This window comes from Geobacillus kaustophilus, assembly GCF_000948285.1.
GTDB lineage: Bacteria > Bacillota > Bacilli > Bacillales > Anoxybacillaceae > Geobacillus > Geobacillus thermoleovorans_A.
This window is the reverse complement of sequence record NZ_JYBP01000003.1, coordinates 2,085,450-2,109,650: the sequence shown is the minus strand read 5'-3', so window position 1 is coordinate 2,109,650 and position 24,201 is coordinate 2,085,450. Positions and strand designations below refer to the sequence as shown.

General features: G+C 52.9%; 23 protein-coding genes, 1 pseudogene and 3 riboswitches. Of the genes and pseudogenes, 13 read left to right on the top strand and 11 right to left on the bottom strand.

Translation table 11 applies throughout. The features are described 5' to 3' along the window. Nucleotides 1-76: 76 nt before the first annotated feature. Together mtnK and LG52_RS10855 are read right to left on the bottom strand one after the other, a co-directional pair. Nucleotides 77-1,267 carry an S-methyl-5-thioribose kinase gene (gene mtnK / locus LG52_RS10860; protein ID WP_044731937.1) on the bottom strand — a complete coding sequence of 397 codons (1,191 nt, stop codon included), beginning with the start codon at nt 1,265-1,267 and terminating at the stop codon, nt 77-79. A 139-nt stretch (nt 1,268-1,406) separates the two neighbouring features. Continuing rightward, a riboswitch (SAM riboswitch) is annotated at nt 1,407-1,575 on the bottom strand. Between the two features lie 94 nt (nt 1,576-1,669). Beyond that, nucleotides 1,670-2,482 carry a carbon-nitrogen family hydrolase gene (locus tag LG52_RS10855; RefSeq protein WP_044731936.1) on the bottom strand — a complete coding sequence of 271 codons (813 nt, stop codon included), beginning with the start codon at nt 2,480-2,482 and terminating at the stop codon, nt 1,670-1,672. A 96-nt stretch (nt 2,483-2,578) separates the two neighbouring features. Between LG52_RS10855 and LG52_RS10850 the strand changes: the two genes are divergently transcribed. The 5 genes from LG52_RS10850 to LG52_RS10830 all read left to right on the top strand — a co-directional run bounded on the left by LG52_RS10850 (nt 2,579) and on the right by LG52_RS10830 (nt 7,137). Further along, complete coding sequence (locus LG52_RS10850) at nt 2,579-3,766, top strand: pyridoxal phosphate-dependent aminotransferase (RefSeq protein ID WP_044731935.1); 1,188 nt, start codon at nt 2,579-2,581, stop codon at nt 3,764-3,766. Between the two features lie 84 nt (nt 3,767-3,850). Further along, nucleotides 3,851-3,959: riboswitch (SAM riboswitch) on the top strand. A gap of 71 nt (nt 3,960-4,030) precedes the next feature. Then, nucleotides 4,031-5,272 carry a 2,3-diketo-5-methylthiopentyl-1-phosphate enolase gene (mtnW, locus tag LG52_RS10845; RefSeq protein ID WP_044731934.1) on the top strand — a complete coding sequence of 414 codons (1,242 nt, stop codon included), beginning with the start codon at nt 4,031-4,033 and terminating at the stop codon, nt 5,270-5,272. Beyond that, nucleotides 5,269-5,931: a 2-hydroxy-3-keto-5-methylthiopentenyl-1-phosphate phosphatase gene (mtnX, locus tag LG52_RS10840; RefSeq protein ID WP_044731933.1), complete on the top strand. Its 663-nt coding sequence runs from the start codon at nt 5,269-5,271 to the stop codon at nt 5,929-5,931. The genes mtnW and mtnX overlap by 4 nt, the downstream gene beginning before the upstream one ends. Continuing rightward, on the top strand, nt 5,928-6,560 hold the full coding sequence (locus LG52_RS10835) for a methylthioribulose 1-phosphate dehydratase (RefSeq protein ID WP_044731932.1): 633 nt from the start codon (nt 5,928-5,930) through the stop codon (nt 6,558-6,560). Before mtnX ends, LG52_RS10835 begins: the two co-directional genes overlap by 4 nt. A 34-nt stretch (nt 6,561-6,594) precedes the next feature. Then, nucleotides 6,595-7,137, top strand: coding sequence for a 1,2-dihydroxy-3-keto-5-methylthiopentene dioxygenase (locus LG52_RS10830; RefSeq protein WP_044731931.1), 543 nt, complete (start codon nt 6,595-6,597; stop codon nt 7,135-7,137). A 47-nt stretch (nt 7,138-7,184) separates the two neighbouring features. On the opposite strand, the pseudogene LG52_RS10825 reads toward LG52_RS10830, so the two are convergent. After that, nucleotides 7,185-7,919: pseudogene (locus LG52_RS10825) on the bottom strand (ZIP family metal transporter). Nucleotides 7,920-8,139: 220 nt separating this feature from the next. Here LG52_RS10825 and LG52_RS10820 point away from each other — a divergent pair. Beyond that, the gene (locus LG52_RS10820) at nt 8,140-8,589 is read left to right on the top strand and encodes a MarR family winged helix-turn-helix transcriptional regulator (RefSeq protein WP_044731930.1); all 450 of its coding nucleotides are present in this window, start codon (nt 8,140-8,142) and stop codon (nt 8,587-8,589) included. Between the two features lie 82 nt (nt 8,590-8,671). Continuing rightward, on the top strand, nt 8,672-9,238 hold the full coding sequence (locus LG52_RS10815; RefSeq protein ID WP_013523257.1) for a phosphate propanoyltransferase: 567 nt from the start codon (nt 8,672-8,674) through the stop codon (nt 9,236-9,238). Between the two features lie 298 nt (nt 9,239-9,536). On the opposite strand, the gene LG52_RS10810 is transcribed toward LG52_RS10815, so the two are convergent. From LG52_RS10810 to LG52_RS10800, 3 genes are all read right to left on the bottom strand, one after another. Further along, entirely contained in the window at nt 9,537-10,070 is a 534-nt protein-coding gene (locus tag LG52_RS10810; RefSeq protein WP_044731929.1) for a short-chain dehydrogenase, read from the bottom strand. 19 nt (nt 10,071-10,089) lie between these two features. After that, nucleotides 10,090-12,111, bottom strand: coding sequence for an alpha/beta hydrolase family protein (locus LG52_RS10805; protein ID WP_044731928.1), 2,022 nt, complete (start codon nt 12,109-12,111; stop codon nt 10,090-10,092). Nucleotides 12,112-12,235: 124 nt separating this feature from the next. Then, entirely contained in the window at nt 12,236-13,660 is a 1,425-nt protein-coding gene (locus LG52_RS10800) for an amino acid permease (protein ID WP_044731927.1), read from the bottom strand. 92 nt (nt 13,661-13,752) lie between these two features. Then, nucleotides 13,753-13,933, bottom strand: a riboswitch (Lysine riboswitch). Nucleotides 13,934-14,487: 554 nt separating this feature from the next. Between LG52_RS10800 and LG52_RS10790 the strand changes: the two genes are divergently transcribed. From LG52_RS10790 to LG52_RS10770, 6 genes are all read left to right on the top strand, one after another. Continuing rightward, on the top strand, nt 14,488-16,182 hold the full coding sequence (locus tag LG52_RS10790) for a M3 family oligoendopeptidase (protein WP_044731925.1): 1,695 nt from the start codon (nt 14,488-14,490) through the stop codon (nt 16,180-16,182). A 95-nt stretch (nt 16,183-16,277) separates the two neighbouring features. Then, on the top strand, nt 16,278-16,796 hold the full coding sequence (locus tag LG52_RS10785) for a GNAT family N-acetyltransferase (protein WP_044731924.1): 519 nt from the start codon (nt 16,278-16,280) through the stop codon (nt 16,794-16,796). A 134-nt stretch (nt 16,797-16,930) separates the two neighbouring features. Then, entirely contained in the window at nt 16,931-17,065 is a 135-nt protein-coding gene (locus tag LG52_RS20825) for a hypothetical protein (protein WP_269430041.1), read from the top strand. Then, entirely contained in the window at nt 17,065-17,790 is a 726-nt protein-coding gene (locus LG52_RS10780) for an ABC transporter ATP-binding protein (protein ID WP_197071921.1), read from the top strand. Before LG52_RS20825 ends, LG52_RS10780 begins: the two co-directional genes overlap by 1 nt. Further along, the gene (locus LG52_RS10775) at nt 17,787-18,812 is read left to right on the top strand and encodes an ABC transporter permease (protein ID WP_044731922.1); all 1,026 of its coding nucleotides are present in this window, start codon (nt 17,787-17,789) and stop codon (nt 18,810-18,812) included. The genes LG52_RS10780 and LG52_RS10775 overlap by 4 nt, the downstream gene beginning before the upstream one ends. An 11-nt stretch (nt 18,813-18,823) precedes the next feature. Next, on the top strand, nt 18,824-19,477 hold the full coding sequence (locus LG52_RS10770) for a TetR/AcrR family transcriptional regulator (protein ID WP_044731921.1): 654 nt from the start codon (nt 18,824-18,826) through the stop codon (nt 19,475-19,477). Between the two features lie 27 nt (nt 19,478-19,504). On the opposite strand, the gene hepT is transcribed toward LG52_RS10770, so the two are convergent. The 5 genes from hepT to LG52_RS10750 all read right to left on the bottom strand — a co-directional run bounded on the left by hepT (nt 19,505) and on the right by LG52_RS10750 (nt 24,029). Then, the gene (gene hepT / locus LG52_RS10765; protein WP_044731920.1) at nt 19,505-19,924 is read right to left on the bottom strand and encodes a type VII toxin-antitoxin system HepT family RNase toxin; all 420 of its coding nucleotides are present in this window, start codon (nt 19,922-19,924) and stop codon (nt 19,505-19,507) included. Beyond that, nucleotides 19,914-20,321: a type VII toxin-antitoxin system MntA family adenylyltransferase antitoxin gene (gene mntA, locus LG52_RS10760; RefSeq protein WP_044731919.1), complete on the bottom strand. Its 408-nt coding sequence runs from the start codon at nt 20,319-20,321 to the stop codon at nt 19,914-19,916. Before mntA ends, hepT begins: the two co-directional genes overlap by 11 nt. 192 nt (nt 20,322-20,513) lie before the next feature. Further along, entirely contained in the window at nt 20,514-21,134 is a 621-nt protein-coding gene (locus LG52_RS10755; protein ID WP_044731918.1) for a hypothetical protein, read from the bottom strand. A 22-nt stretch (nt 21,135-21,156) separates the two neighbouring features. Next, entirely contained in the window at nt 21,157-21,387 is a 231-nt protein-coding gene (locus tag LG52_RS20575; protein WP_231578542.1) for a hypothetical protein, read from the bottom strand. 503 nt (nt 21,388-21,890) lie between these two features. Next, nucleotides 21,891-24,029 carry an ATP-dependent Clp protease ATP-binding subunit gene (locus tag LG52_RS10750; protein WP_044731917.1) on the bottom strand — a complete coding sequence of 713 codons (2,139 nt, stop codon included), beginning with the start codon at nt 24,027-24,029 and terminating at the stop codon, nt 21,891-21,893. Between the last annotated feature and the right edge of the window lie 172 nt (nt 24,030-24,201).

Sequence of the window (24,201 nt, the reverse complement as noted above, 5' to 3'; positions counted from 1 at the left end):
TCTTCCTTTCTCTTTTTTTGGTTTGTCCGGGTCAGCGCTGTGCAACTTGCGTCGAGACCCGGACGATTGTATGGCATTATCGTTCCGTTTCGGCAAACAGTCGGCGGAAGCCGTCTGTTCCCGTCAATTCAGCGCGCTCCACGATCAGGCGGCGGCCGAGGCGAAGCGCATGCCGCTTGGCGGCAAGGCGCGCCTCTTTTTGCTCAATGCCGTCAAGGTCGGCCACATGGGCGAGGCCGATCGTTCGGCGGATCACTTCGCAGCCGGCAAAACCGACGGCGTCAACGAACGCATGCCGGAGTACATCTTCAAGCAAACCGGGCGTCGCGGCGTACGTTTCCACGCTTTCCGTGCGCCAAAGCTGCGAGAAGATGGACGCAAAGACGTCCCATGTTAGGTCGATATGGTCAAAGAGCGGCCGGCGCTCGGATTCAGGGCGGGACAACGCATTTAACAGCAAATTCGCAAAGAATTGGCCGAGGTCAAACCCGATCGGGCCGTAAAAGGCGAATTCCGGGTCGATCACTTTCGTTTCGTCGTCGCTGGCGAAAATGCTGCCGGTATGCAAATCGCCATGCAAAAGCACATCGGCTTCCGTTAAAAACTTGCGCTTCAGCTTTGCTGCTTCCAGGTGGAGGCGGTCATCGCGCCAAAGCGATTCAACGTCTGGGCGCAATTTGTCTTCAAAGTTGTTCGTGTCATGGTCAAAAAACGGGTCGGTGAAGACGAGGTCTTCGGTAATTTTGCACAGTTCCGGATTGACGAAGCTTTGCGCCAATTTCTTTTTCTCTTGCTGGTTCATGCCGAAGTCAGACGTATAAAACGCCGTTTTGGCGACAAACTCGCCGATATGCTGGGACAAAAGCGGATACGTTTTCCCTTCGATCAGCCCTTTGCGAGCGATTTGCAAACGGGATAAGTCTTCCATCACCGTAATGGCGAGCGATTCGTCAGAATAGTAGACTTTCGGCACGTATTGCGGCACGTAGCTCGCAAACGTGCGCAGCGCGTTGCTTTCGATGACGGCGCGCTTTAACGTAAGCGGCCAGCTTTCGCCGACGACTTTCGCGTACGGCAGCGCTTGCTTAATGATTACGCCTTGCTTTGTTTCTTGGTCGACGATATGAAACACTAAGTTCAAGTTGCCGTCGCCGATCTCGCGGCATGCAAGCGGCGCCCCGTCGCGGAATAAGCCGAGTCGGACGGCGAGCGCCACCGCCTTCGGTTCGGTCAGCGGTTCGTAAACCGATGTTTGAACAGTGGTCATTTCCTTGTTCCTCCTTTTTTCATTTCGCTCGTTTTCAAATGCCGGTTCTGACGCGCGCTAAAAACTGGGCGTTTCCGGCAAATGAAAAAGCCTCTTTCGCATACGGAAAGAGGCTTGAAGATTCATTCGTTCTTCGCGCCTCTTATCTTTCAGAAAGACATCGGTCTTTCTGTTGGACTTAGCACCGTGCCCTGCGGAAGCATGACGCTTCCGGCGCCGCCCTTGGCGTGCGCCCTATCTCACGATAGCATTACGGTCGGTTGCTGGGCTTCATTGGGCCAATTCCCTCAGCCAACTCTTGATAAGAGTACCGATTTCTCGTATTCAGTTTTTGCAATTTTCACGATGTTATCAATTGTTTCGTTGCTTGATTCGAATGATACATGGTCGGTCAATCGATTGTCAATACATTTTGAAAAATTTTTTTGCCGCCTCGTAGTCATGCGGCCGGCGGTCGGCAAACACGGGGATGCGCGCACGGACGTCCGCAACGAGTGCGGGGGCAATGTCGGCCGAGAGAATGCCTGGCTTCTCGTCCGCCTCGGCGATCACTTCGCCCCATGGATCGATGACGAGCGAATGGCCGGCGAACACGTTGTTCGGGTCGCGGCCCGCCCGGTTGCAGGCGACGACGTAGCATTGGTTTTCGATCGCCCGCGCCATCAACAGCGTCCGCCAATGGTGCAGGCGGGGAAGCGGCCATTCGGCGACGACAAACAGCACTTCCGCCCCAGCCAACGCATGGGCGCGAATCCACTCCGGAAAGCGGATGTCGTAGCAAATGACCCCGGCGCATGAAAGCCTGTCGAGTGAAAACAAGCCTAAGCTGCTTCCCGGCTGCAAATACAAATGTTCATCCATTAATTGGAATAGATGGAGTTTGCTATATTCGCCGACGATTTGGCCGCTGCGGTCGGCGACAATCATCGTGTTTGTCACACCGGCGGCCGTTTTTTTGGCGACGGAACCGGCGATGAAATGAACACCGTGCGTTTGCGCTAAGCGGGAGGCGAACGCTTTCGCCCGTTCGGCGCCTTCGTCGGCAATCTCATCTAGGCGCGTCAAATCGTAGCCGGTCGTCCATAATTCCGGCAGCACGATGATATTCGCGCCATCCTTGACGGCCGATTCAATGGCGCTTTCTGCGCGCCGTTCGTTTTCGTTCGGGTCGCCAAATGCGATGTCAAGCTGGAGGCAGGCGATGCGGATCGTCATGAGTTTTCACCTCGAAAAAATTTTGCTTTACATTTTGCTTTTAACGATATATGATGTTGCACTAGAATTTCAAGAATTTTTAAGAAGGTGTGGGCGATGACAATGGAATTTCCTTTTTCCGAGCTGCTTGAGCAGCTGCCAAAGCAATTTTTCGCCTCGCTTGTCGCGAAAGTTGGGGAGAAAATCAAGGCCGGATGCGACGTGATCAATTTAGGACAAGGCAACCCGGATCAGCCGACGCCGGTGCACATTGTTGAAGCGATGCAGCGGGCGTCGGCCAATCCGAAATACCATAAATATTCGCCGTTTCAAGGCTATTCGTTTTTGAAAGAAGCCATCTCCGCGTTTTACGCACGTGAATATGGAGTGAAGATCGATCCAGACCGCGAAGTGGCCATCTTGTTCGGCGGCAAAGCCGGGCTTGTCGAATTGCCGCTTTGCCTCGTCAATCCGGGAGATGTCGTGCTCGTCCCGGATCCCGGCTACCCCGACTACTGGTCGGGGATCGCCCTTGCCCGCGCGCGGATGGAAATGATGCCGCTTGCCGCGGAAAACGGTTTTTTGCCGGACTATGAAGCCATTCCGGCGGCAGCGGCCGACCGGGCGAAGTTGATGTTTTTAAATTACCCGAACAACCCGACCGGCGCGACGGCGACAAAGGAATTTTTCGCGGAGACGGTGGCGTTTGCCGCCAAGTACGGCATTGCCGTCGTGCACGATTTCGCTTACGGGGCGATCGGGTTTGACGGCCGAAAACCGGTCAGCTTCTTGGAAGCCGATGGGGCGAAAGACGTCGGCGTTGAGATTTACACCTTTTCGAAAACATACAATATGGCCGGCTGGCGCGTCGCGTTTGCCGTCGGCAACGAGCGGATCATTCGGGCGCTTGAGCTGCTTCAGGATCATTTGTATGTCAGCTTGTTCGGCGCCGTCCAGGAGGCGGCCGCCGCGGCGCTCCTTGGTCCACAAGATTGCGTAACGGAGCTGGTCGCCTTGTATGAAGCGCGCCGCAATGCGTTCATCGCCGCGCTCTGCGAGATCGGCTGGGAAGCGCCGGCGCCGTCCGGGTCGTTTTTCGCCTGGCTTCCGGTGCCAAAAGGCATATCATCCGCCGAGTTTGCTGACATGCTGCTTGAGCGGGCGCACGTCGCCGTCGCCCCAGGAATCGGGTTCGGTGAGCGCGGCGAAGGGTATGTGCGCGTCGGCCTGTTGACCGATGAAGAGCGGCTTCGCGAAGCGGCCGAGCGGATCGGCCGCCTTGGATTGTTTGAAAAAAATTTTTGAAAAATGATTGACAACGCCAATCGGTGATGTCATAATTCAAAGTAAATTTGCCAATCGTTTGACAAGTGCATAAACAAGCAGGCTTTCTTATCAAGAGCAGGCGGAGGGACGAGCCCAATGAAGCCCGGCAACCGGCTTGGCGCGCGCCAAGCACGGTGCTAATTCTTGCAGCGGAAACGCTGAGAGATAAGAAGAGCGCCATGAACGAGTGACGCCTCTTCTTATGAAGAGGTGTTTTTATTTCGGTGTTGAGAGGGATGAACGATGAGTGCAGTGATTGCAACGTATTTGCTTCATGATGAAAAAGACATTCGGAAAAAGGCGGAAGGGATCGCCCTCGGCTTGACGGTCGGCACGTGGACCGACTTGCCGGCATTAGAGCAAGAGCAGCTCCGCAAATATAAAGGGGAAGTCGTCGCGGTCGAAGAACTGGGCGAAAGCGAGCGGGTGAACGTCTATTTCGGCAAGCGGCTGAAGCGGGCAATCGTGAAAATCGCCTACCCGACGGTCAACTTCAGCGCCGATTTGCCGGCATTGTTGGTCACGACGTTCGGAAAATTGTCGCTCGATGGGGAAGTGCGGCTGCTTGATTTAGAGCTTCCGGATGAATGGAAGCGGCAGTTTCCCGGGCCGCGCTTTGGCATCGACGGCATTCGGGACAAAGTCGGGGTGCATAACCGCCCGCTGTTGATGAGCATTTTTAAAGGCATCATCGGCCGTGATTTGGCGTACTTGACGTCGGAATTGAAAAAACAGGCGCTCGGCGGCGTTGACCTGGTCAAAGACGATGAAATTTTGTTTGACAGCGAGCTTCTTCCGTTTGAAAAGCGGATCACCGAGGGCAAGGCGGCGCTTCAAGAAGTGTATGAACAAACGGGCAAGCGGACGCTCTATGCCGTCAACTTGACCGGCAAAACGTTTGCGTTGAAGGACAAAGCGAAACGAGCCGCTGAGCTTGGCGCTGATGTGCTGTTGTTTAACGTCTTCGCTTACGGGCTTGACGTGCTGCAAGCGTTGCGCGAGGATGAAGAGATTGCGTTGCCGATTATGGCTCACCCGGCGTTCAGCGGCGCTGTTACGCCGTCCGAATTTTATGGGGTGGCGCCTTCGCTTTGGCTTGGAAAGCTTTTGCGGCTCGCCGGCGCCGATTTCGTCCTGTTCCCGTCGCCGTACGGCAGCGTCGCCTTGGAGCGCGAGCAGGCGCTCGGCATCGCCAAGGCGTTGACGGATGAACAAGAACCGTTTGCCCGGGCGTTTCCGGTGCCGTCGGCTGGCATTCATCCAGGATTGGTGCCGCTCCTTGTCCGCGATTTCGGCCTTGACAGCATCGTCAACGCCGGCGGCGGCATTCACGGCCATCCGGACGGGGCGATCGGGGGCGGCCGGGCGTTTCGCACGGCGATCGACGCGGTGCTGGCCGGCCGTCCGCTCCGCGCGGCGGCAGCAGAAAACGAAGCGCTGCAAAAAGCGATTGACCGCTGGGGCGTCGTTGAGGTGGAAGCATGACGAAACAGCTCGTTCTCTTTTGCGATTTTGACGGCACAATTACGGAAAACGACAACATCATCGCCATTATGAAACAGTTCGCCCCGCCGGAGTGGGAGGCGTTAAAAGACGACATTCTCGCTGAGCGCATTTCCGTTCAGGAAGGAGTCGGGAAGATGTTTTCCCTCCTTCCGTCCACGTTGAAGAATGAAATTGTGGATTTCCTGCGGCGCACCGCCCGGTTGCGCGCGGGATTCCGAGAGTTTGCCGCGTTTGCGAAAGAGCGAGGCATTCCGCTTTATATCGTCAGCGGCGGCATTGACTTTTTCGTCTATCCGCTGCTTGAAGGGCTCATTGAACCGGAGCGCGTTTTTTGCAACGGCTCCGATTTCAGCGGCGAGACGATTCGCATTACATGGCCGCATGCGTGCGACGGTGAGTGCCAAAACGGCTGCGGCTGCTGCAAGCCATCGCTCCTTCGCAAGCTTGCCCGCCCGGACGGGTACCATGTCGTCATCGGCGATTCGATCACGGATTTAGCGGTGGCGAAGCAAGCGGATTACGTGCTGGCGCGCGACTTTTTGCTCGAAAAATGCCGAGCGCTCGGCTTGCCGCATGCGCCGTTTGCGACGTTTTTTGACGTGATTGATGCGTTGCAGCGGATGGAGGTGATCGTATGAGCATCGTCGTGAAAAAGTGGAATGAGCTCGCGGAAGTGAAAGCCGAGCTTGCCGCCCGCGACTGGTTTTTCGCGACAAGCGGCAACTTGTCGATCAAAGTGACGGACGACCCGTTGACGTTTTTGGTGACGGCGAGCGGCAAGGATAAGCGGAAGCAAACGGACGAAGATTTTCTGCTTGTTGACGCCGCCGGAAAACCGGCGGAGGAAACAAGCTTGAAGCCATCGGCCGAGACGCTCTTGCACGCGGAAATTTACGGACGGACGAATGCCGGCTGCGTCTTGCACGTTCATACCGTGGACAACAACTTGATTTCTGAACTGTATGCGTCAAACAGGGAAGCGGTCTTTTCCGGCCAGGAAATCATCAAGGCGTTCGGCATTTGGGAGGAAAACGCCGCAGTGCGCATCCCGATCATTGACAATTACGCCGACATTCCGACGCTCGCTCGGGAGTTTGCGAACTATATCCATGACGACGCCGGCGCCGTGTTGATTCAAAACCACGGCATCACGGTCTGGGGCCGCAATGCGTTTGAAGCGAAAAAACATTTGGAGGCATGGGAGTTTTTGTTCCGCTGGCAGGTGAAGCGGCTGCTTTTGCAGCGGGCCGGCCTGCCGGTTGGCTAATCCATATACATTTTTCCAAAGGGGGATGTGAACAATGGCAGTCATCAAAGTGAGAAAAACGGGCCAAGTGATTGAAGGAGAAGACAATGTGCGCGCGTTTTTGAACAGCCAAGGTGTGTTGTATGAACATTGGGACATCACGAAACTGCCGGAGCATTTGCACAACAAATATGTGCTCACCGATGAAGAAAAGAATGAAATTTTGGCGACGTTCAAAGATGAAATTGAAGATTTGGCGGCGCGCCGCGGCTACAAAACATGGGATATCGTCGCCCTGTCGGATGCGACGCCGAACTTGGATGAGCTGCTGAAAAAATTTGAACAAGTGCACATCCATACGGAAGATGAAGTGCGCGCCATTACGGCTGGACACGGCATTTTCATCATCAAAGGCGACAAAGAGACCGGCTATTTTGATGTCGAGCTGGAAGCCGGCGACGTCATTTCCGTGCCGGAAGGGAATCCGCACTACTTCACGCTCATGGACGACCGCCAAGTCGTTGCGGTGCGCCTGTTCATCGATCCGTCCGGCTGGGTCGCTCATCCGTATGAAGAAAAAGAGGAAGCCGTCCAATAACAGCGAACGCCCCGCTGCTTAATATACAGGCGGCGGGGTTGTTTCCGTTAAAACGATTGTGTTAGAAAAATCATAAATAAAATACCGACAATAAACGCATACGTTGATATCCGTTCATTTCCATCGCCATGGCTTTCCGGAATGAGCTCTTTGTAAATGATAAACAGCATTGCCCCGGCGGCAAACGCCAGCCCATACGGAACGAGTCCGCGAAAAAGGGAAGTTAAGTAAAAACCAAGCAGCGATGTGACGATTTCCACTGCACCGGTCAACGTGGCGATCAGAAACGCTTTCAAGCGCCCGATTTGCTGGTTGATTAAAAACAGAGCGACCAAAAACCCTTCTGGTGCATTTTGCAAACCAATCGCCAGGGCGATTAAATTGCCGATTTGTGAAGAGCTGTCCGAGGCGTAGCTCACCCCGACCGACAGTCCTTCAGGCAGGTTGTGCAAGGCGATGGCGGCGATGATGAGCATCGCTTTTTCGTCAAACTGCAAGCCGCTTTTCGTATGTTCCAAGTCAATATGGGGGACGGTCATTTCAAGCAGCGTCAATACGAAAACTCCCGCCGCCAGCCCGATCACAAGCGCCCAAAAGCCGCCGGACCGCAATGCTTCGGGAATGAGGCTTTCCATCGATGCCGCCATCATAATGCCGGCTGAAAACGCCAGCAGCACGTCACGTCACCGGTGGGTGAGCGATTTAGCCATAAACAAAATCGGCACGGCGCCAAGCCCGGTGGACAAGGCGGAAAGCACGCTTCCAACCAACACTTGGTTCATCCACTTCCCTCCCTGATCTCCTTTCCCCTTCTTCATATGCATCATTCAGCGGAATGTGACAGTCGCCCAAGCGCCGACATTATAATAATTTATCATAGCCGAAGGAAAAGCCGCGAACCAGGAAAATGCATCATCGCAAACAAAAAAACGGTTGCCCGGGAATTCGCTGTTCCAGTATAATGTAAAGTAAGAAAATGTCAACTTTAAAGGATTGGATGCTATGGAACAAAAGGAACAGGAGTTGCAGCAGTCATTAAAATTATTCATCGTGTTATCGCGGGCATATCGGTCGGTCAGCGACCAAGTAAACAAGTCGATTCAATCGTTCGGCGTTAATCCGACCGAATTTGCGGTGCTCGAACTGCTTTATCATAAAGGCGATCAGCCGCTCCAGCAAATCGGGGAAAAAATTTTGCTCGCCAGCGGGAGCATTACGTACGTCATCGATAAGCTAGAAAATAAAGGATTGATCATCCGCCGCGCTTGTGAGCGGGATCGCCGCGTGACGTATGCGTCGATCACCGACAGCGGCCGGCAGTTCATCCAGCGCGTGTTCCCTGAACATGCCGAGACCATCCATGAAACGGTGGCAGCGCTGACGCCGGAAGAAAAGGAACAGGCGATCGTGTTGCTGAAAAAATTAGGCTACGGCGCAAAAAGCAGAGACTGACCTGGCGTCAGTTTTTTTTTTTTTTGCCAAAATGGATACGCTATATAAATAACACTGCAAGAAAAAGGAGAGATCACCATTGATGATTCCCGTTGGGGTGTCCAATCGCCACATTCATTTATCGAAAGAGCATATGGCGGCACTGTTTGGCGAAGGCGCCGAGCTGACGGTGCTCAAGCCGTTGTCGCAGCCGGGACAGTTCGCCGCCAAGGAAACGGTGACGGTCGAGGGACCGAAAGGGAAAATTGAAAACGTCCGCGTCCTCGGACCGGTCCGTTCGCTGACGCAACTTGAAATTTCGAAAACCGACAGCTTCAAGCTCGGCGTCGCGCCCCCGGTCCGCTTATCCGGCGATATTGACGGAACGCCGGGCATTACGATTCACGGGCCGAAGGGGACGGTGACCGTCGACAAAGGGGTGATCATTGCCAAGCGGCACATTCATATGACGCCAAAAGATGCCGAGACGTTCGGCGTCCGCGATAAACAGGTGGTGAAAGTGAAAACGCAAGGGGAGCGGGCGCTCATTTTCGATGAAGTCATCGTCCGCGTCAGTGAAGACTTTGCGCTTGATATGCACATTGACACTGATGAAGCGAACGCCGCTGGGTTGAAAACGGGCGATTATGTCGAACTGCTTCCGTCGTGAAGTCATCCGCAGCAATGGGAGACAATGCGCCCTCTCGTTCGTCCCGAGAGGGCGCTTCCCGTTAACGCCTTGGATGGCTCTAGAAGGCCGGTGATTTAGTCAAAAAGGCTGCCAGTCCTAATTATTTTAAAGAATTTCCGATCTCCATGTCCTGTCTTTATCACCTGACAAGCTGGCACGGTGACAAGAAGAGCGAACAATGCCATGTAAAACAAAATTGCAACTTATATAGATAAACATTTCCAAACCGACTTTCCTTTTCAGATGAAAGCTGCCAATTGCACGCGTCATCCGTTTTTCACCGGCCTTCTAGTGTGCCGACAAGATGAAACGGCACATCACGCCGAATGGCGTCAATGACGCCGCCGCTGATTTCTTGATGGGTGAGCCAGCGCAAACCATGTTCTTCCGCGACAAAGCCAAGCTGAACTTGCCGGTACAGGCAAGCGGCAGGCAAACAGAGTTCCTGTTTTGCTTCGGTTGGATCGGCGCGGCTGCCAAGCACATGAAACAGCCGCCAAGGGCCGGGATGTCCGCTATTTTTTTCGATGACGGTGGGCAACGCCTGTTTTCCATCCGTATGCACCCACGCGATGATCAGATCAAATGTTCCGTTTTCTCTGATCGTTTGGAAAATCGAGGAACAAAGCGTTTCTTGATCGCGATAATCGACCAAAAGCGGGGTGATGGATGCCATCTGTCCAGCGCGGTCGATGAGCTGCTTCATCCGTGCGCGGCGGCGGGCGATGACGGACACATGATACCCTTCCTGCACAAGCCAAAGCGACACGTCGGTTAACATGCCTGTCCCACCGATGACGAGTGCGTGCATGGCGGCTCCTCCTTTCGGATTAATGCGATGCTCCTTTCAAATAGCGGTCAAACCAGTCGACGATATGGCGAAGACGCTCAAGCCGGAGCGACGGGTTGCCGGTGCGCGACAAATCGTGGTTGGCATCTGGGAAGCGGACGAGCTTTGTTTCCCGCCCGAGTTGTTTCAATGCGATAAACAACTGTTCCGCCTGCTCGATCGGGCAGCGGTAATCGCGCTCGCTGTGCAAAATCAACAGCGGCGTGTGCATCTGTTTGACGTATTTGAGCGGTGAATGATGCCAAAGCCGCTCCGCGTCTTCCCAGATGTCGCAGCCGATTTCCCATTTCGTGAAAAAGTAGCCGATGTCGCTCACGCCAGAGAAGCTGAGCCAGTTGGAAATCGAGCGTTGGGTGACGGCCGCTTTGAACCGGTCGGTATGCCCGACGATCCAGTTCGTCATAAATCCGCCGTAGCTGCCGCCGGTGACGCCAAGCCGCGTCTCGTCAATGAAGTCGAATTGGCGGATCGCGGCGTCGACGCCGGCCATAATGTCTTCATAATCCATGCCGCCATAGTCGCCGCGCACGGCATTGACAAACCGCTGACCATATCCGTGGCTGCCGCGCGGGTTCGTAAACAGCACGGCATAACCGAATGAAGCGAGCAGCTGCAATTCATGGAAAAACGTAAATCCATACATCGCATGCGGCCCGCCGTGAATTTCGACGACAAGCGGCGCCTTTTTCCCTTCGCCAAGCCCGGGCGGCTTCATGATCCAGCCTTGAATCTCCCAACCGTCCGTCGATTCGTATGTAAACGGTTCGGCAGCGGCGAAGGCCACTTCATGTTCAAGCGCTTCGTTGGCATGCGTAAGCCGTGTTTTCGCTCCATTTGCAAGCGAGACCGCATATAAATCGCCAACGGAGGTAGGCAAGCTGATGGCGGCGACAGCTTGCCGCCCATTCGGATGGACGGCGAATCCGTATAGATGAAAATCGCCTTCGATCACTGGGACGATCGGACCGTCGAGCGGGACGAAATATACGTTGACGCGTCCGCGCTCGGAGGCGGTGACATACAGGCCGCTTCCGTCGCTCGTCCAAATCGGCCCCGGTCCGTTCGCATCAGCGTGCATGTCGCCGACCATGGCATCGCCGAGATGGACGTCCCAATCGGCGGTCAACACCCGCTTCGTTCCGCGTTCCGGCTCAAAGACGTAAAGCCGGTGAAGCGTCGCCCCAAGATAAGCCAACTCATGGCCGACGGCGGCGAGTGTCGTTCCGTCCGGCGACCAAGCGAGCGAAGCGAAGGTGCCGCATCCGTTCGTCAAATTTGTTTCCGCTTTCGATTCCAGATCAAGCCACACAATATCGCGTGTAAAGGTGGTGTCCGGATCCTCGTTTCGGTTGGCGACAAAGGCGAGCGTCCGTCCATTGGGCGAAATCGCAAACGAACCGATTTCCTCCTCGCGGCCCGTCAACGCTTCCATTTTTCCAGACAGCGCATCGATGCGCGCGAGCACCGCCCGTTTGCCGTCAAGAAAGCCGGAGGCGTCCGACTTGTAATAGAGCCGCTGGACAATAAGCGGTTTTGGATCGGCCGGTTTTTGTTCCGCCGTTTTCGGTTCTTCCCGGTCCTCGAGCGTTTCTTCGTCGCCGAGCGTCGTTAAGGCGATGAGAAACGTCCCGTCCGGCGACCAGATGTAATCGCGCACGCCGTTTTTGAAAAACGTCAGCTGGCGCGCTTCGCCGCCATCGGTCGGCAGCAGCCAAAGCTGCGTGCGCCCAGAGCGGTCGGACAAAAAGGCGATCGTTTCGCCGTTCGGGGAAAAGCGCGGCTTCGTATCGCGCCAGCGGCCGAACGTCCATTGGCGGACGGCGCCGTCTTCCGTCCATACGTACAAGTGGGAGAGGTACTGCTTTTTTTCATCGATCGATTTTTCCACAAACACGACACGCGTTCCGTCCGGGGCGTAGTGCGGGTCGCGCACTGAGCGGAGGCGAAGCAAATCTTCCGCTGTCATGCCGCGGCGTTTTGCCGGTTGTTCGTTATAGTTCATCAGCTGATCCCCTCTTTCCTTCGAGTGAAGTGGAGCCATATTTTATATTTCGTCTTTCGAAAGAAAAGGTCCTGCCAAAAACAAAAAAAAACGAACGCCCAAATGCAGGACGTTCGGTTTATGGTTATGCGGACAGTTTTTGTTTTTCGTCCGCCTGCCGCGCCGCTTTTTTCACTTGCGGATAAAAGATGATGCCGCTCGCAAGCAACGCGACGCCAAGAAGAAACGTTTTGAAGTCTGATGTGCCGGCGATGACGACCCAGATGGAATACAATGTTGCCAGCGCCGCAATGATGCCGTCAGCGAGCCGTTCCCGTCCCGCCGCATACGTTTCCCCAGTGAGCGTGAGCTTCAGCTGGAAGACGGAAGCGATTAAATACGGAACGAGATAAGCGAGCGTGGCGATGTAAATGACGAAGTCAAACGCCGCCCCCATGGAGTGGGAAACGGTCGAAAAGATGAACAATTGCGCCAAGGCGTTTGATAATGTGAGCGAGAAGCTCGGCACCCCTTTTTTGTTTTCCTTCAAAAAAGCCGGCAAAAACATCCCTTGTTTCGCTGCTTGATACGGCACTTCCGCGCTCAACAAAATCCAGCCGAGCGTTGAGCCAAGGAGGCTGATGAGTCCGAGAGCAGCGAGCACATAGCCGCCACCCGGGCCAACGATGGCGACAATGGCATCAACGAGCGGTTTTTCCGATTGAATCAGTTCGCGCTGCGGCAAGACGCCCATCACCAAAAAGCTGATGCCGATGTAAATGGCTAAGGCGATCAAGAGACCGGCGATCGTCGCCCATTTCACATCGGCCTGTTTGCGGGCCCGGGAAGCGAACACCATCGCTGATTCAACGCCGACAAACGCCCAAAGCGTCGATAAAGCGGCGCTGTTGATTTGCCCAAGCAAACCGATCGGCTGCCCGTCCCCGCCATAGCGCGGAGCGTCAAGCGGGCCAATGACCGCTTTGTCAAAGGCAAACAGCGCGATGACGATAAATAGGAAAAAGCCAAGCACTTTGGCCGCGGTGGCAACAAAATTCAGCTTGCTGGCATCTTCCACCCCGCGCAAAATGATGACATGCATCCCCCAAAGAAGCGCCGTGCAGACGAGAAACGTCAGCACATTCCCAAGCTTCAGCGCGAACGAGCCGATCTCAAGCACCGTTTGACCGCTTGTCAGCACTGGGAAAAACGTCGACAAGTAGCTTGCAAATGTCGTAATGATCGCGACGTTGCCGGCAAAGTTGCCGACCCAATAGCCCCATGACGACATAAAACCGGATAAAATCGACAAGTTCGAACCTTTCGGGAACAGTTCTTTCGCATAAATTTGCGGCCCGCCGCTCAAGTTCGGCTTGCGAATCGCCAAGTTGCCAAATACAAGCGCCGTCATGAGGACGCCGGCTCCAGTCAACAGCCAGGCGAACATGACGCCAATTGGGCTCGCTGCCTCTGCCAACGAACGCGGCAGCATAAAAATGCCGGATCCGACCATATTGCCAACGACAAGCGCCGTTAATACCCAAATTCCAAGTTTTCGCTGATGGTCCAAGATGAAAACGCTCCTTCCTTAGAAAATAAGCAAAAATAAAAGAAAGCACCCGCGCCTCTTCAGCGGGTGCATGACACGTTCGCATCCAACTGAATGGCGATAGCGCTCCATCGCCCAAAGGCGATGGCAGTCCTGCGCCTGTTCGGCCGCAGGCCCAGCTTGCGCCGCCGGAGCGCGCCGCAAACTTCGGCGGTGAACCCTTTCCCGCTGCGTCATGGACTACTCCGAGCCTCGGCAGCGCTACTTTTGTCCACCGCGACCTCTATCCCATTAAAGTGGAGAGGGGGTATATGGTTGCCGACATTATATTACTTAATTCGACAAATATCGTCAATATCTTTTTGTTGGAAAGAGTGAGCCAATACGTTGGATGTTCATGGACATCTTTTTTCACCGCCAATCTAAAAGGCCGGTGAAGAAACCACTGTTCTTCTCCAATCAGTGGTTCTCCGTGAAAATGAAGGACCGGCTTTGCAGGATTTCTCAATTTGAAAAACGTCGCTGGAGAGCGGCATTTTCAGTTAAATCACCAGTCCTCTAAGAATTTCATGATTGTTCCTATCATGGAAATCTGATAAAAATGCTGATTCCAATAAGGAATAGTGCAATCAGACTGGATGACGGGATTTTTAAAGGTTTTGACCCGAGCCGCTGTGTGTAGTATAAAATAGAAATGGATTTAAGAAGTTGGAAAAGGAGGATATTTTTGAACTTTGGCGAATATACAATTGATCAATGACACGTGGAAAAGGTTCATTCCACTTGGGATGAATCTTTTCCCAGCAGCATATTCTATGAAAAGGTGATCAGGAAAGAAGGGGATGAGCATGAAATTTTCTGAGTTTCGTTATGAGCGGCCGGACATCGAAAAATTGCAGGCATCGTTTCAAGAAGCGCTCGATTCGTTCCGACGCGCCGGGAGCGCCGCCGGGCAGCATGAGGCGATGAAGCGGATCAATGAGCTGCGCCGCCGCTACAGCACGATGGCGAACCTTTGCCATATCCGCCATACGATCGATACGAACGATGAATTTTATAAAAAAGAGCAAGACTTTTTTGACGAAACTGAACCGGTCGTCAAAGGACTGGTCAACGATTATTACCGCGCGCTCGTCGCTTCGCCGTTTCGCAGTGAACTTGAAGAGGTGTGGGGAAAACAGTTGTTTGCCTTGGCGGAAACGCAATTGAAAACGTACGCGCCGGCGATTGTCGAGGACTTGCAAAAAGAAAACAAGCTGGCAAGCGAATACACGAAGCTCATCGCATCGGCGAAAATCATGTTTGAAGGAGAGGAGCGGACGCTCGCCCAGCTGCAGCCGTTTGTCGAATCGCCGGATCGCGCGATGCGCCAACGGGCGAACGAAGCGCGGTTTTCATTTTTCACCGATCATGAAAAAGAACTCGATGAATTGTATGACGAGCTCGTCCGCGTCCGCACGGCGATCGCCCGGAAGCTTGGGTTCCAAAACTTTGTGGAACTCGGCTACGCTCGTTTAGGACGGACCGATTACAATGCCGACATGGTCGCCCGCTACCGCCGGCAAGTGAAAACGCACATCGTCCCGCTCGCGTCAAAGCTGCGCGAACGCCAGCGGCAGCGCATCAAGGTCGAGAAGCTCTACTATTACGACGAACCGTTTATGTTTCCAACCGGCAACCCGGCGCCAAAGGGAGACGCTGATTGGATCGTTGAAAACGGCCGACGCATGTATGAAGAGCTGTCGCCGGAAACAGGCGAGTTTTTCCGCTATATGGTCGAACATGAACTGATGGATCTCGTCGCGAAAAAAGGAAAGGCGGGCGGCGGCTACTGTACATATATCGATGATTACAAGGCGCCGTTTATTTTCTCGAACTTCACCGGGACGTCGGGCGACATTGACGTGCTCACCCATGAAGCTGGACATGCGTTCCAAGTGTATGAGAGCCGTCATTACGACATTCCGGAATACAACTGGCCGACGCTTGAAGCGTGCGAAATCCATTCGATGAGCATGGAATTTTTCACATGGCCGTGGATGGAGCTCTTTTTCGCCGAGGAAGCCGACAAATACCGGTTCGCCCATTTGAGCGACGCGCTTTTGTTTTTGCCGTACGGCGTTGCGGTCGATGAATTTCAGCACGCTGTCTACGAGAACCCGGATATGACGCCAGCGGAGCGGAAGAGTGTCTGGCGCAACATCGAAAAAGCGTATTTGCCGACAAGAGACTACGCCGGCCATGACTACCTTGAGAGCGGCGGCTTTTGGCAGCGGCAAGGGCACATTTACACCGACCCGTTTTATTACATTGATTATACATTGGCTCAAGTGTGCGCGTTCCAATTTTGGAAGCGAGCGCAAGACGACCGGTCTTCGGCGTGGCGCGACTATGTGGCGATTTGTCGATTGGGCGGCAGCCGGCCGTTTACCGAGCTCGTCAAAAGCGCCCATCTCATATCACCGTTTGCCGACGGGGCCGTCGCATCGGTCGTCGGCCATATTGAGCGGTGGCTGGACAGTGTGGAGGATGAAGCGTTGTAAAAAGAAGCAAAGAAGGCGGGCGGAACGGCACCGTCCTGCCTTTCTTTATTAAAATTGGAAAAACTATGCTAAACTGGGGGCAAAGGGGGAGAACGATGATCCGTAAAGCCACATGGGCCGACGCACCGGCCATCGCTTCGGTCCACGTCGAAAGTTGGAAGACGACATACAGCGGCATTGTACCGGACGCGTACTTGGAGACGTTGTCAGTGCGAGAAAAACAACCCCTATGGGAGAAGGTGCTCAGCGAATCGGATCATTCTCTGTTTGTCGCCGAGGAAAACGGGCGCGTCGTTGGATTTGTCTCCGGCGGCCGAAATCGGGCAACCGAAGGACCGATAGCGAAGTATGATGGAGAGCTGTATGCCATTTATTTGCGAAAAGAGGTGCAGCGAAAAGGACTAGGCCGGCAGCTCGTGCAAGCGCTCGTCGGCGATTTGGCGCAAAAAGGTGTTCGTTCCATGGTCGTCTGGGTGCTTGCTGACAACCCGTCCCGTGGTTTTTACGAACGGCTTGGCGGAGAGAACATCGCTCAGGAAGAGGTGGAAATCGGCGGGAAACCGTTGTTGGAATGGTGCTACGGCTGGAAAGACATTCAAATGATGAAACCGTAAGCAGGCTGCTGAGTCATCGGCAGTTAAAAAAATTAGAAGTAAGTGATTACTCACTTTATAAATAAGTTTGTCCTGTTTTATACTTTATGTGAGTGATTACTCACTATTTTATTTTCAAGAAGGAGGAAAGGCATATGAGTGTTCTGAAAAATAAGTGGGTCAGACTATCTCCGATGACGGTTGTCGGCATTCTTCTTATGATCGGTTCTGCGCTCAAGAACGACTCGTCTCAAGCTGTAGAAAAGCCACTGTACGAGGGGGAAAAATGATGAGCGCGTTGTATATTCAAGTCGAGCGTGTCTCCAAGCGCTTTGGAAAAAAGGTTGTTATTGACGACGTGTCGTTGGATGTCCGGTCGGGGGAAATTTTCGGCCTGCTCGGCCCGTCGGGAGCGGGAAAAACGACGCTTGTGCGCATGATCGCTGGCATTGATTCGGCGAGCGAAGGAACGATTCGCGTGCTTGGCGTGAATATGCCTGATCTTGGCGCCATGAAGCGAATCGGCTTTATGGCTCAGTCGGACGCCTTGTACGGAGAGTTGACCGCGCTGGAGAACATGCAATTTTTTGCTTCCATCTACGGGTTGAGAGGGAAAAAACAAAAAGAACGGATCGATGACATGCTCGCGCTTGTCAACTTGACGAATGATCGGAAAAAGCCGGTGCACCAATACTCAGGCGGGATGAAGCGCCGGTTGTCGCTGGCGATCGCCTTGCTTCATGAACCGGACGTGCTCATTTTGGATGAGCCGACGGTCGGCATCGATCCGGTGCTGCGCCAATCGATTTGGGCGGAGCTCGAGCGGATTCGCCAGCGCGGCACAGCGATTGTCGTCACGACCCATGTGATGGATGAAGCGGAAAAGTGCGGACGGCTTGGCATGATCCGCGAAGGCCGTTTGATCGCCGTCGGCCGCCCGGATGAATTGAAACAGGAAGCAGGGGCGGAAACGATTGAACAAGCGTTCTTGACGTTTGGGGGTGCCCGTCGATGAGAGTGTTGGCCGTTGTCGTCCGCATCATCCGCCAGTTTTTCCGCGACAAACGCACGCTGGCGCTCATGATTGTCGCGCCGATGTTCGTCTTGTTGTTGATGGATTTGGTGTTTAATGGAGAACAATACAAACCGTCCATTGCCGTCAGCGAACACGTGCCGGATGCGGTTGTCGACAAGTTGAAAGAAGCGGGAGCGAAGGTGAAAGAGCTGCCGGAACAACAGGCGCGGGAGCAGTTGGACGATCAGAGCATTGACGCGTGGTTTGACATGAACGGAAGCGCTCCGCACGTCATGCTTGAAGGAAGCGATCCGACCGCCAATCAGGCGGTGATGGCCACGGTGCAACAGGCGTTTCAGTCATTGGCGCCAAAGCCGCCGTTTCAGCTGAAAACAACGTATTGGCACGGGTCGAGCGATATGGCGTCATTCGATTATTTCGGCCCTGTATTGATCGGCTTTTTCGTCTTCTTTTTCGTCTTTTTGATCGCCGGTGTGTCCTTTTTGCGCGAGCGGACGAACGGGACGCTCGAGCGGCTGATGGCGACGCCGCTCAGGCGCTGGGAAATGGTCGCCGGCTATATGATCGGGTTCGGATTGTTTACCACGATTCAAGCGAGTTTAATTTCATGGTTTGCCATTGATGTGTTGGACATGATGATGGAAGGTTCGTTCGGGTATGTGCTGCTCATTACGTTTTTGCTGGCGATGACGGCGCTCGCGCTTGGGATGCTGCTGTCGGCGTTCGCCAACAACGAGCTGCAAATGATGCAGTTTATCCCGCTTGTCGTCGTGCCGCAAGTGTTTTTCTCCGGCTTGTTCAATCTCGATACGATGGAAGAATGGCTTCGCTCGCTGAGCGTCATCATGCCGCTCACATACGGGGCGGACGCGCTGCGGGATATTATGGTGCGCGGAAAAGGTTTTAGCGCCATCGCCGTTGATGTGTACGTGCTGCTTGGCTTTACGCTGCTGTTTATGGTACTAAATGTAGTAGCGCTGAAAAAATACCGCAAGCTGTAAGGAGTATAGCCATGAGTGAGCATCCATGGATTCAAGAGCTGCTGCAAATAGGCGGCAAAGAAGAGCAGTTCAGCGAAAAACAGCTGAAAATTTTGGAAGCTGCCGTTGAAATGTTCGCCGAGAAAGGCTATGCGGCGACCTCGACGAGCGAAATCGCCAAAAAGGCTGGGGTGGCGGAAGGGACGATCTTCCGCCATTATAAGACGAAAAAAGACTTGTTGTTGGCCATCGTCACGCCGACATTGTTTCAGTCCGTCGCTCCGTTTTTGGCGAAAGAATTTGTCCGCGAAGTGTTTGACCATGAATATGACACGTACGAACAGTTTTTGCGCGCGGTGCTCGCCAACCGCTATGCGTTTGTGAAAAAGTATTTGCCGGCGATTCGCGTGCTTTGGCAGGAAATGGCGTTTCATTCTGAGATTAAGCAATGTTTGCAAGGCGTGTTTACAGAGCACGTGTATCCGAAATTTGTCCGCATTGTCCGCCATTTTCAAGAAAAAGGGGAGTTGGCCGAGCTGCCGGTCGATTCCGTCATCCGCTTGACGATCACGTCGCTCGCCGGCTTTTTGGCCGCCCGTTTTCTCCTCTTGCCTGACCACAATTGGGACGATGAGGCGGAAATGGAACGGACGATTCATGTATTGATGAACGGCCTGCGGCGCTAGACAGCTGGCTTCCGCATGGAAGCCGGCTTAGCTGTTTTTCTTGGCATAATCGAGGATGGCTTTCGCAAAGTGTTTAAAATCATCAAGATGGTGTTCGACAATGGCTTGCAAAATGCCAAGGTTCAGTTGTTGATAGTCATGAACGGCGATGTTGCGGAATCCGACCATGGCCTTCATGTTTTGGCTTACGGCGGGAGAGATCACGCCGTGTTCTTCAAGAAGGGAGAACGCATCGCGGCTATGTTGCGGCAGTCCGAATTTCTGCTCGGCAACGATATGCATGGCCAGATCGATGCATGCCTCGCAAGCCCGCTGTAAATTGAGAATGATCGAGTCTTGTTTTGTATAATTTTGTAAATTTTTTGGATCGTGTTCATATTCTTCGTCAATTCGTTTCAGGCATCGTTCAATGATGCTAATCTTATTGAAAATCACATCATGTTTCATACACCGACCCACTTTCCGCAATTCGTTTTAACACCGGCGCTCTTTCCTCATTCAGTTTTGCATACATTTTCAATGTTCTCATTTCGAACTCAGCCCGTTTCCGTTCGTCACCACAATCGATCACCTTTCCGCTTGAGACGACTTGCGCCTGAAACACTGTGTTGGCTTGGCGCAAATCGACAAGATCGACATCGCGCCCTAACTTGCCAGCCAACTCCCCGGCGAGCCGAAACAGCTCATACGGATCATGCGGTTTGCCGTCGCTGACAAAGGCGATGTCGATATCGCTGTCCGGGCGCAACGCTCCAAAGGCGGCTGAACCGAACAGGTAGATGGCGAACGGGTGAAGAGCCGGGCGGAGCGTTTGAATGATGGCCATCTCCATTTCGTTTGGCAATCGCGATGCCCCCTTGCGTTTTTCTTCATTATAGCAAAATCGCCCCGTTCTTGGCGAAAAGCGGGAAAAAGAAAAAGGAGGCGATGACGGATCGCTTGCTTCCTTTTACGGCCAAAAGCTTTATTTCGTCGAAAGGTGTTTGGTGTAAAAAGGCGGCTGCCCGATCGATGAAACTGTTTGGCGGAGCGGCCGTCATTTTTTTGCATCGCCGTCTTCCGAAATGACATTTGATCCTTTGTTTGGGTCGAACGATTGATACCATTGAACATCGTTGAAAATATGCACGGGGAACCGTTCTTTGTCCAAGATCAGAAGATTGTACCGCAAGTCTCCATGATTGATTTGATCGATCAAATTCTTTGGTATATCGTTTGCCCATGTGGAAGAAATCGTGATGACATATGACAGCTGCCCGTTTGTAGGCAAAGGGCCTTTGACCGCATTAGAGTGGTCAACATGGGTCAAACGAGAGAGTTTCTCTGGATATTGTATGACGAAATAGTAATCTTGATATTGTTCAAGCAAATGGTACAGCTGTTCCGAGATGGTGTAATGAATCGTCAGTTGAATGGATCGACTTGTTGCGTCCGCAACAAATTGATTGACTAAAAAATGAGGTGGAACAAATTTTTCTTCTAATGTTAAATGGTTGCGTTCTGTTAGTGTTTTTTCGTTTTTATTGCTTTTTTCCCCTTCTTTTTCCCCTTGCTTTGTTGGGTGCTGGGGAACGGGAGAAGGATCGTGTTGATGTTCGCATGCAGCCAGCAGGAGAAAGCAGCTCATAAGGTAAATATGGAAGAACTTTTTGCTCATAAAAATCACCGTTTATGAAGAGTTAGTTTTGCTTAATGCTGTCAGAGTATCCTTCATACGTCCATTGGCCGCTGACGGTTTTCGAGCTGATGAGTGTTCCTCTGCTGTAGTAATTTTCTTTGCCAGTGGCTTTTACCCAGCGGCTCCCATATCGGAGAGTATAGGTGGAATGAGGTGGGATCGTCCAAGTAACCGTCGTGGTTTTTTCCACTCTTGCTCCTAAACTGACTTCCGTACTAATTCCTACTTCCATGACCATCTCATTAAATGTTGAGGACGAAGAAACAGTGGCGGACGCATACGCTTCCCTCTTGACTGTGTGAGAGACGGTGTCGGTAGTCGATTTGTTGTTGACATGAGTATGAGTCCAATAAATAGTCAGTCCTTTTGTATCCATGCTGTGAACGTACTCATATCCATCATAAGGGATATAGGTCGGATTGATTTCGGCTTCTGTCTTAATTAAATGGAGTAAGAGAAAACGATCCAGTCAAAAGAATCAGACTAATGGTTTGAAACATCTTTCTTTTGAACATCACAATCCCTCCAAATATGTTAGAAGTAACAACTTACTTTTATCAAAAAAATAGAAAAGTGTCAATAATATTTTTTTAAAAAATATTTTATAAAATATTTAGTTCTTAGCCGAAAGTGTGCTTGACTGACTCAAGATGGAAAATCGATTTGATAAACGGTCTATCGGAAAAAAGATCCGCCGAAACCAAAATTCATGTTCGGCGGATTCTCCGTTGTAAGTTATGATTCAATTTTCGCCACAACGGCGTCCCCTTCAACGTCGATGCGGATCGCACGCACCGATTGATCCGCGTCGAGCAGGCAGTCGGCGATGTTGTCTTCGACATGCTCTTGGATGACGCGGCGAAGCGGGCGGGCGCCAAAGGCCGGATGGTAGCCGAGTTCGGCCAGCTTTTCTTTCGCCGCTTCGGTCACTTCGAGTTCAATGCTTTGTTCGCGCATCGCCGCTTTGACGTCGGCGAGCATCAAGTCGACAATTTCGAGCAAGTGCTCTTTTTCGAGCGGCTTGAACTCAATGATGGCGTCGAAGCGGTTCAAGAACTCCGGCTTGAAGTAGGCGCCGAGCGAGTCAAGGACGCTTGTTTGCCCGTTGCCCTCTTTTTCAAAGCCGACGGTGATTTTTTTATCGGTTGCGCCGGCGTTGCTTGTCGCGATGATGACGGTGTCTTTGAAGCTGACGGTCCGGCCTTGGCTGTCGGTCAAGCGTCCGTCTTCCAAAATTTGCAGGAAGATGTGCTGCACATCCGGGTGCGCTTTTTCAATCTCGTCAAGCAGGATGATGCTGTATGGATTGCGGCGCACTTTTTCCGTCAGCTGGCCGGCTTCTTCAAAGCCGACATAGCCCGGCGGTGAACCGATCAGCTTCGAGACCGAATGTTTCTCCATGTATTCGCTCATATCGAGGCGAATCATGGCGTCTTTCGTGCCAAACAGCTCCTCAGCGAGCGTTTTGGCGAGCTCCGTTTTCCCGACGCCGGTCGGGCCGACGAACAGGAACGAACCGATCGGGCGGTGTTTCGCTTTCAAGCCGGCGCGGCTGCGGCGGATCGCCTTGGCGACTTTTTTCACCGCTTCCGCTTGGCCGATCACTTTTTTCGCCAAGTTTTCTTCGAGATGTTTCATTTTTTCTTTTTCATCCGCTTGCAGTTTTCCGACCGGGATGCCGGTTTTTTCAGCAATGATTTGCTCGATGTCGGCGGCGTCGACGACAGGGCGTTCTTGGTTGACGCCTTGTTCAAGTTGTTTTTCAAGCTTCAGTTCTTCGTCGCGCAGTTTTGCCGCCAGCTCGTAGTTTTCCTCTTTCGCTGCTTGCTCTTTTTCTTTCGCGATTTGCATCAGCCGCTCTTGCAATTGTTTTTCGTCAGTCGGGCCGAGGCGCAAGTTCGCTTTCGAGCCGGCCTCGTCAAGCAAGTCGATCGCCTTGTCCGGGAGGAAGCGGTCTTGGATGTAGCGGTGCGCGAGTTTCACGCACGCTTCGATCGCTTCATCCGTGTAGCGGACATGATGGAATTGCTCGTATTTCGGCTGGATGCCTTTCAAGATGGCGATCGCTTCTTCCACGGTCGGCTCGTGGACGATGACCGGTTGGAAGCGGCGCTCAAGAGCCGCGTCTTTTTCAATTTGCCGGTATTCTTTGAGTGTCGTCGCCCCAACGACTTGCAGTTCGCCGCGGGCAAGCGCCGGTTTCAAAATGTTCCCGGCGTCCATCGAGCCTTCAGCGGCGCCAGCGCCGACGAGCAGATGGATTTCGTCAATGAACAAAATGACGTTTTTCCGCTCTTGCAGTTCGGCGATGAGCCGTTTCATCCGCTCTTCAAATTGGCCGCGGATGCCGGTGTTGGCGACAAGCGAAGCGACATCAAGCAAGTACACTTCTTTGTTTAACAGTTTTTCCGGCACGTTCCCTTCGGCGATTTTCAGCGCGAGCCCTTCGACGATCGCCGTTTTCCCGACGCCCGGTTCCCCGATTAAGACCGGGTTGTTTTTGTTGCGGCGGTTTAAAATTTCCATGACGCGGGCGATTTCCTTGTCGCGGCCGATGACCGGATCGATCAAGCCCGCTTTGGCCATTTGCGTCAAGTTGCGGCCGAATTGATCCAAAAATCCGCCATTGCGGCTTTGCGGGCGTTTCGCCATCGTTTCCGGCGAGCTCATCCCCGGGTTGGCCGCTGCGAAGTGGCTAGTAAAGAAGTCATCAAATGAAAACGGCGAAAAGCCAAAGTTCATCATCGGAATCGACAATTGTTGTTTTTGTTTTTCATAGCATTCATGGCAAAGATGAAGCTGTTGTTTTTCACCGTTCCATTGCAAGTTGACAAACACCGTTGCTTCACGTTGTTGGCATGCTTGGCAGCGCATGAGGCATACCCCCCTTTTTTTTGACTTTGACTTTCTTTGACTTTCTGACTTTATTATACTTTGACTTTTTTTGACTTTCAAGTGTTTTGTACAAAAAAATTGTGATAACGATGAAATGTTTTTGAAAAAATGGTGAATACTAATGTAGGTGCGGCAAAGCTATGATAAAGTG

What these genes read in the sequence shown, in the direction of transcription:
- mtnK (WP_044731937.1), bottom strand. Translation starts at nt 1,267, where the DNA reads ATGACCACTGTTCAAACATCGGTTTACGAACCGCTGACCGAACCGAAG.
- LG52_RS10855 (WP_044731936.1), bottom strand. Translation starts at nt 2,482, where the DNA reads ATGACGATCCGCATCGCCTGCCTCCAGCTTGACATCGCATTTGGCGAC.
- LG52_RS10850 (WP_044731935.1), top strand. Translation starts at nt 2,579, where the DNA reads ATGACAATGGAATTTCCTTTTTCCGAGCTGCTTGAGCAGCTGCCAAAG.
- mtnW (WP_044731934.1), top strand. Translation starts at nt 4,031, where the DNA reads ATGAGTGCAGTGATTGCAACGTATTTGCTTCATGATGAAAAAGACATT.
- mtnX (WP_044731933.1), top strand. Translation starts at nt 5,269, where the DNA reads ATGACGAAACAGCTCGTTCTCTTTTGCGATTTTGACGGCACAATTACG.
- LG52_RS10835 (WP_044731932.1), top strand. Translation starts at nt 5,928, where the DNA reads ATGAGCATCGTCGTGAAAAAGTGGAATGAGCTCGCGGAAGTGAAAGCC.
- LG52_RS10830 (WP_044731931.1), top strand. Translation starts at nt 6,595, where the DNA reads ATGGCAGTCATCAAAGTGAGAAAAACGGGCCAAGTGATTGAAGGAGAA.
- LG52_RS10820 (WP_044731930.1), top strand. Translation starts at nt 8,140, where the DNA reads ATGGAACAAAAGGAACAGGAGTTGCAGCAGTCATTAAAATTATTCATC.
- LG52_RS10815 (WP_013523257.1), top strand. Translation starts at nt 8,672, where the DNA reads ATGATTCCCGTTGGGGTGTCCAATCGCCACATTCATTTATCGAAAGAG.
- LG52_RS10810 (WP_044731929.1), bottom strand. Translation starts at nt 10,070, where the DNA reads ATGCACGCACTCGTCATCGGTGGGACAGGCATGTTAACCGACGTGTCG.
- LG52_RS10805 (WP_044731928.1), bottom strand. Translation starts at nt 12,111, where the DNA reads ATGAACTATAACGAACAACCGGCAAAACGCCGCGGCATGACAGCGGAA.
- LG52_RS10790 (WP_044731925.1), top strand. Translation starts at nt 14,488, where the DNA reads ATGAAATTTTCTGAGTTTCGTTATGAGCGGCCGGACATCGAAAAATTG.
- LG52_RS10785 (WP_044731924.1), top strand. Translation starts at nt 16,278, where the DNA reads ATGATCCGTAAAGCCACATGGGCCGACGCACCGGCCATCGCTTCGGTC.
- LG52_RS20825 (WP_269430041.1), top strand. Translation starts at nt 16,931, where the DNA reads ATGAGTGTTCTGAAAAATAAGTGGGTCAGACTATCTCCGATGACGGTT.
- LG52_RS10780 (WP_197071921.1), top strand. Translation starts at nt 17,065, where the DNA reads ATGAGCGCGTTGTATATTCAAGTCGAGCGTGTCTCCAAGCGCTTTGGA.
- LG52_RS10775 (WP_044731922.1), top strand. Translation starts at nt 17,787, where the DNA reads ATGAGAGTGTTGGCCGTTGTCGTCCGCATCATCCGCCAGTTTTTCCGC.
- LG52_RS10770 (WP_044731921.1), top strand. Translation starts at nt 18,824, where the DNA reads ATGAGTGAGCATCCATGGATTCAAGAGCTGCTGCAAATAGGCGGCAAA.
- hepT (WP_044731920.1), bottom strand. Translation starts at nt 19,924, where the DNA reads ATGAAACATGATGTGATTTTCAATAAGATTAGCATCATTGAACGATGC.
- LG52_RS10755 (WP_044731918.1), bottom strand. Translation starts at nt 21,134, where the DNA reads ATGAGCAAAAAGTTCTTCCATATTTACCTTATGAGCTGCTTTCTCCTG.
- LG52_RS20575 (WP_231578542.1), bottom strand. Translation starts at nt 21,387, where the DNA reads ATGGAAGTAGGAATTAGTACGGAAGTCAGTTTAGGAGCAAGAGTGGAA.
- LG52_RS10750 (WP_044731917.1), bottom strand. Translation starts at nt 24,029, where the DNA reads ATGCGCTGCCAAGCATGCCAACAACGTGAAGCAACGGTGTTTGTCAAC.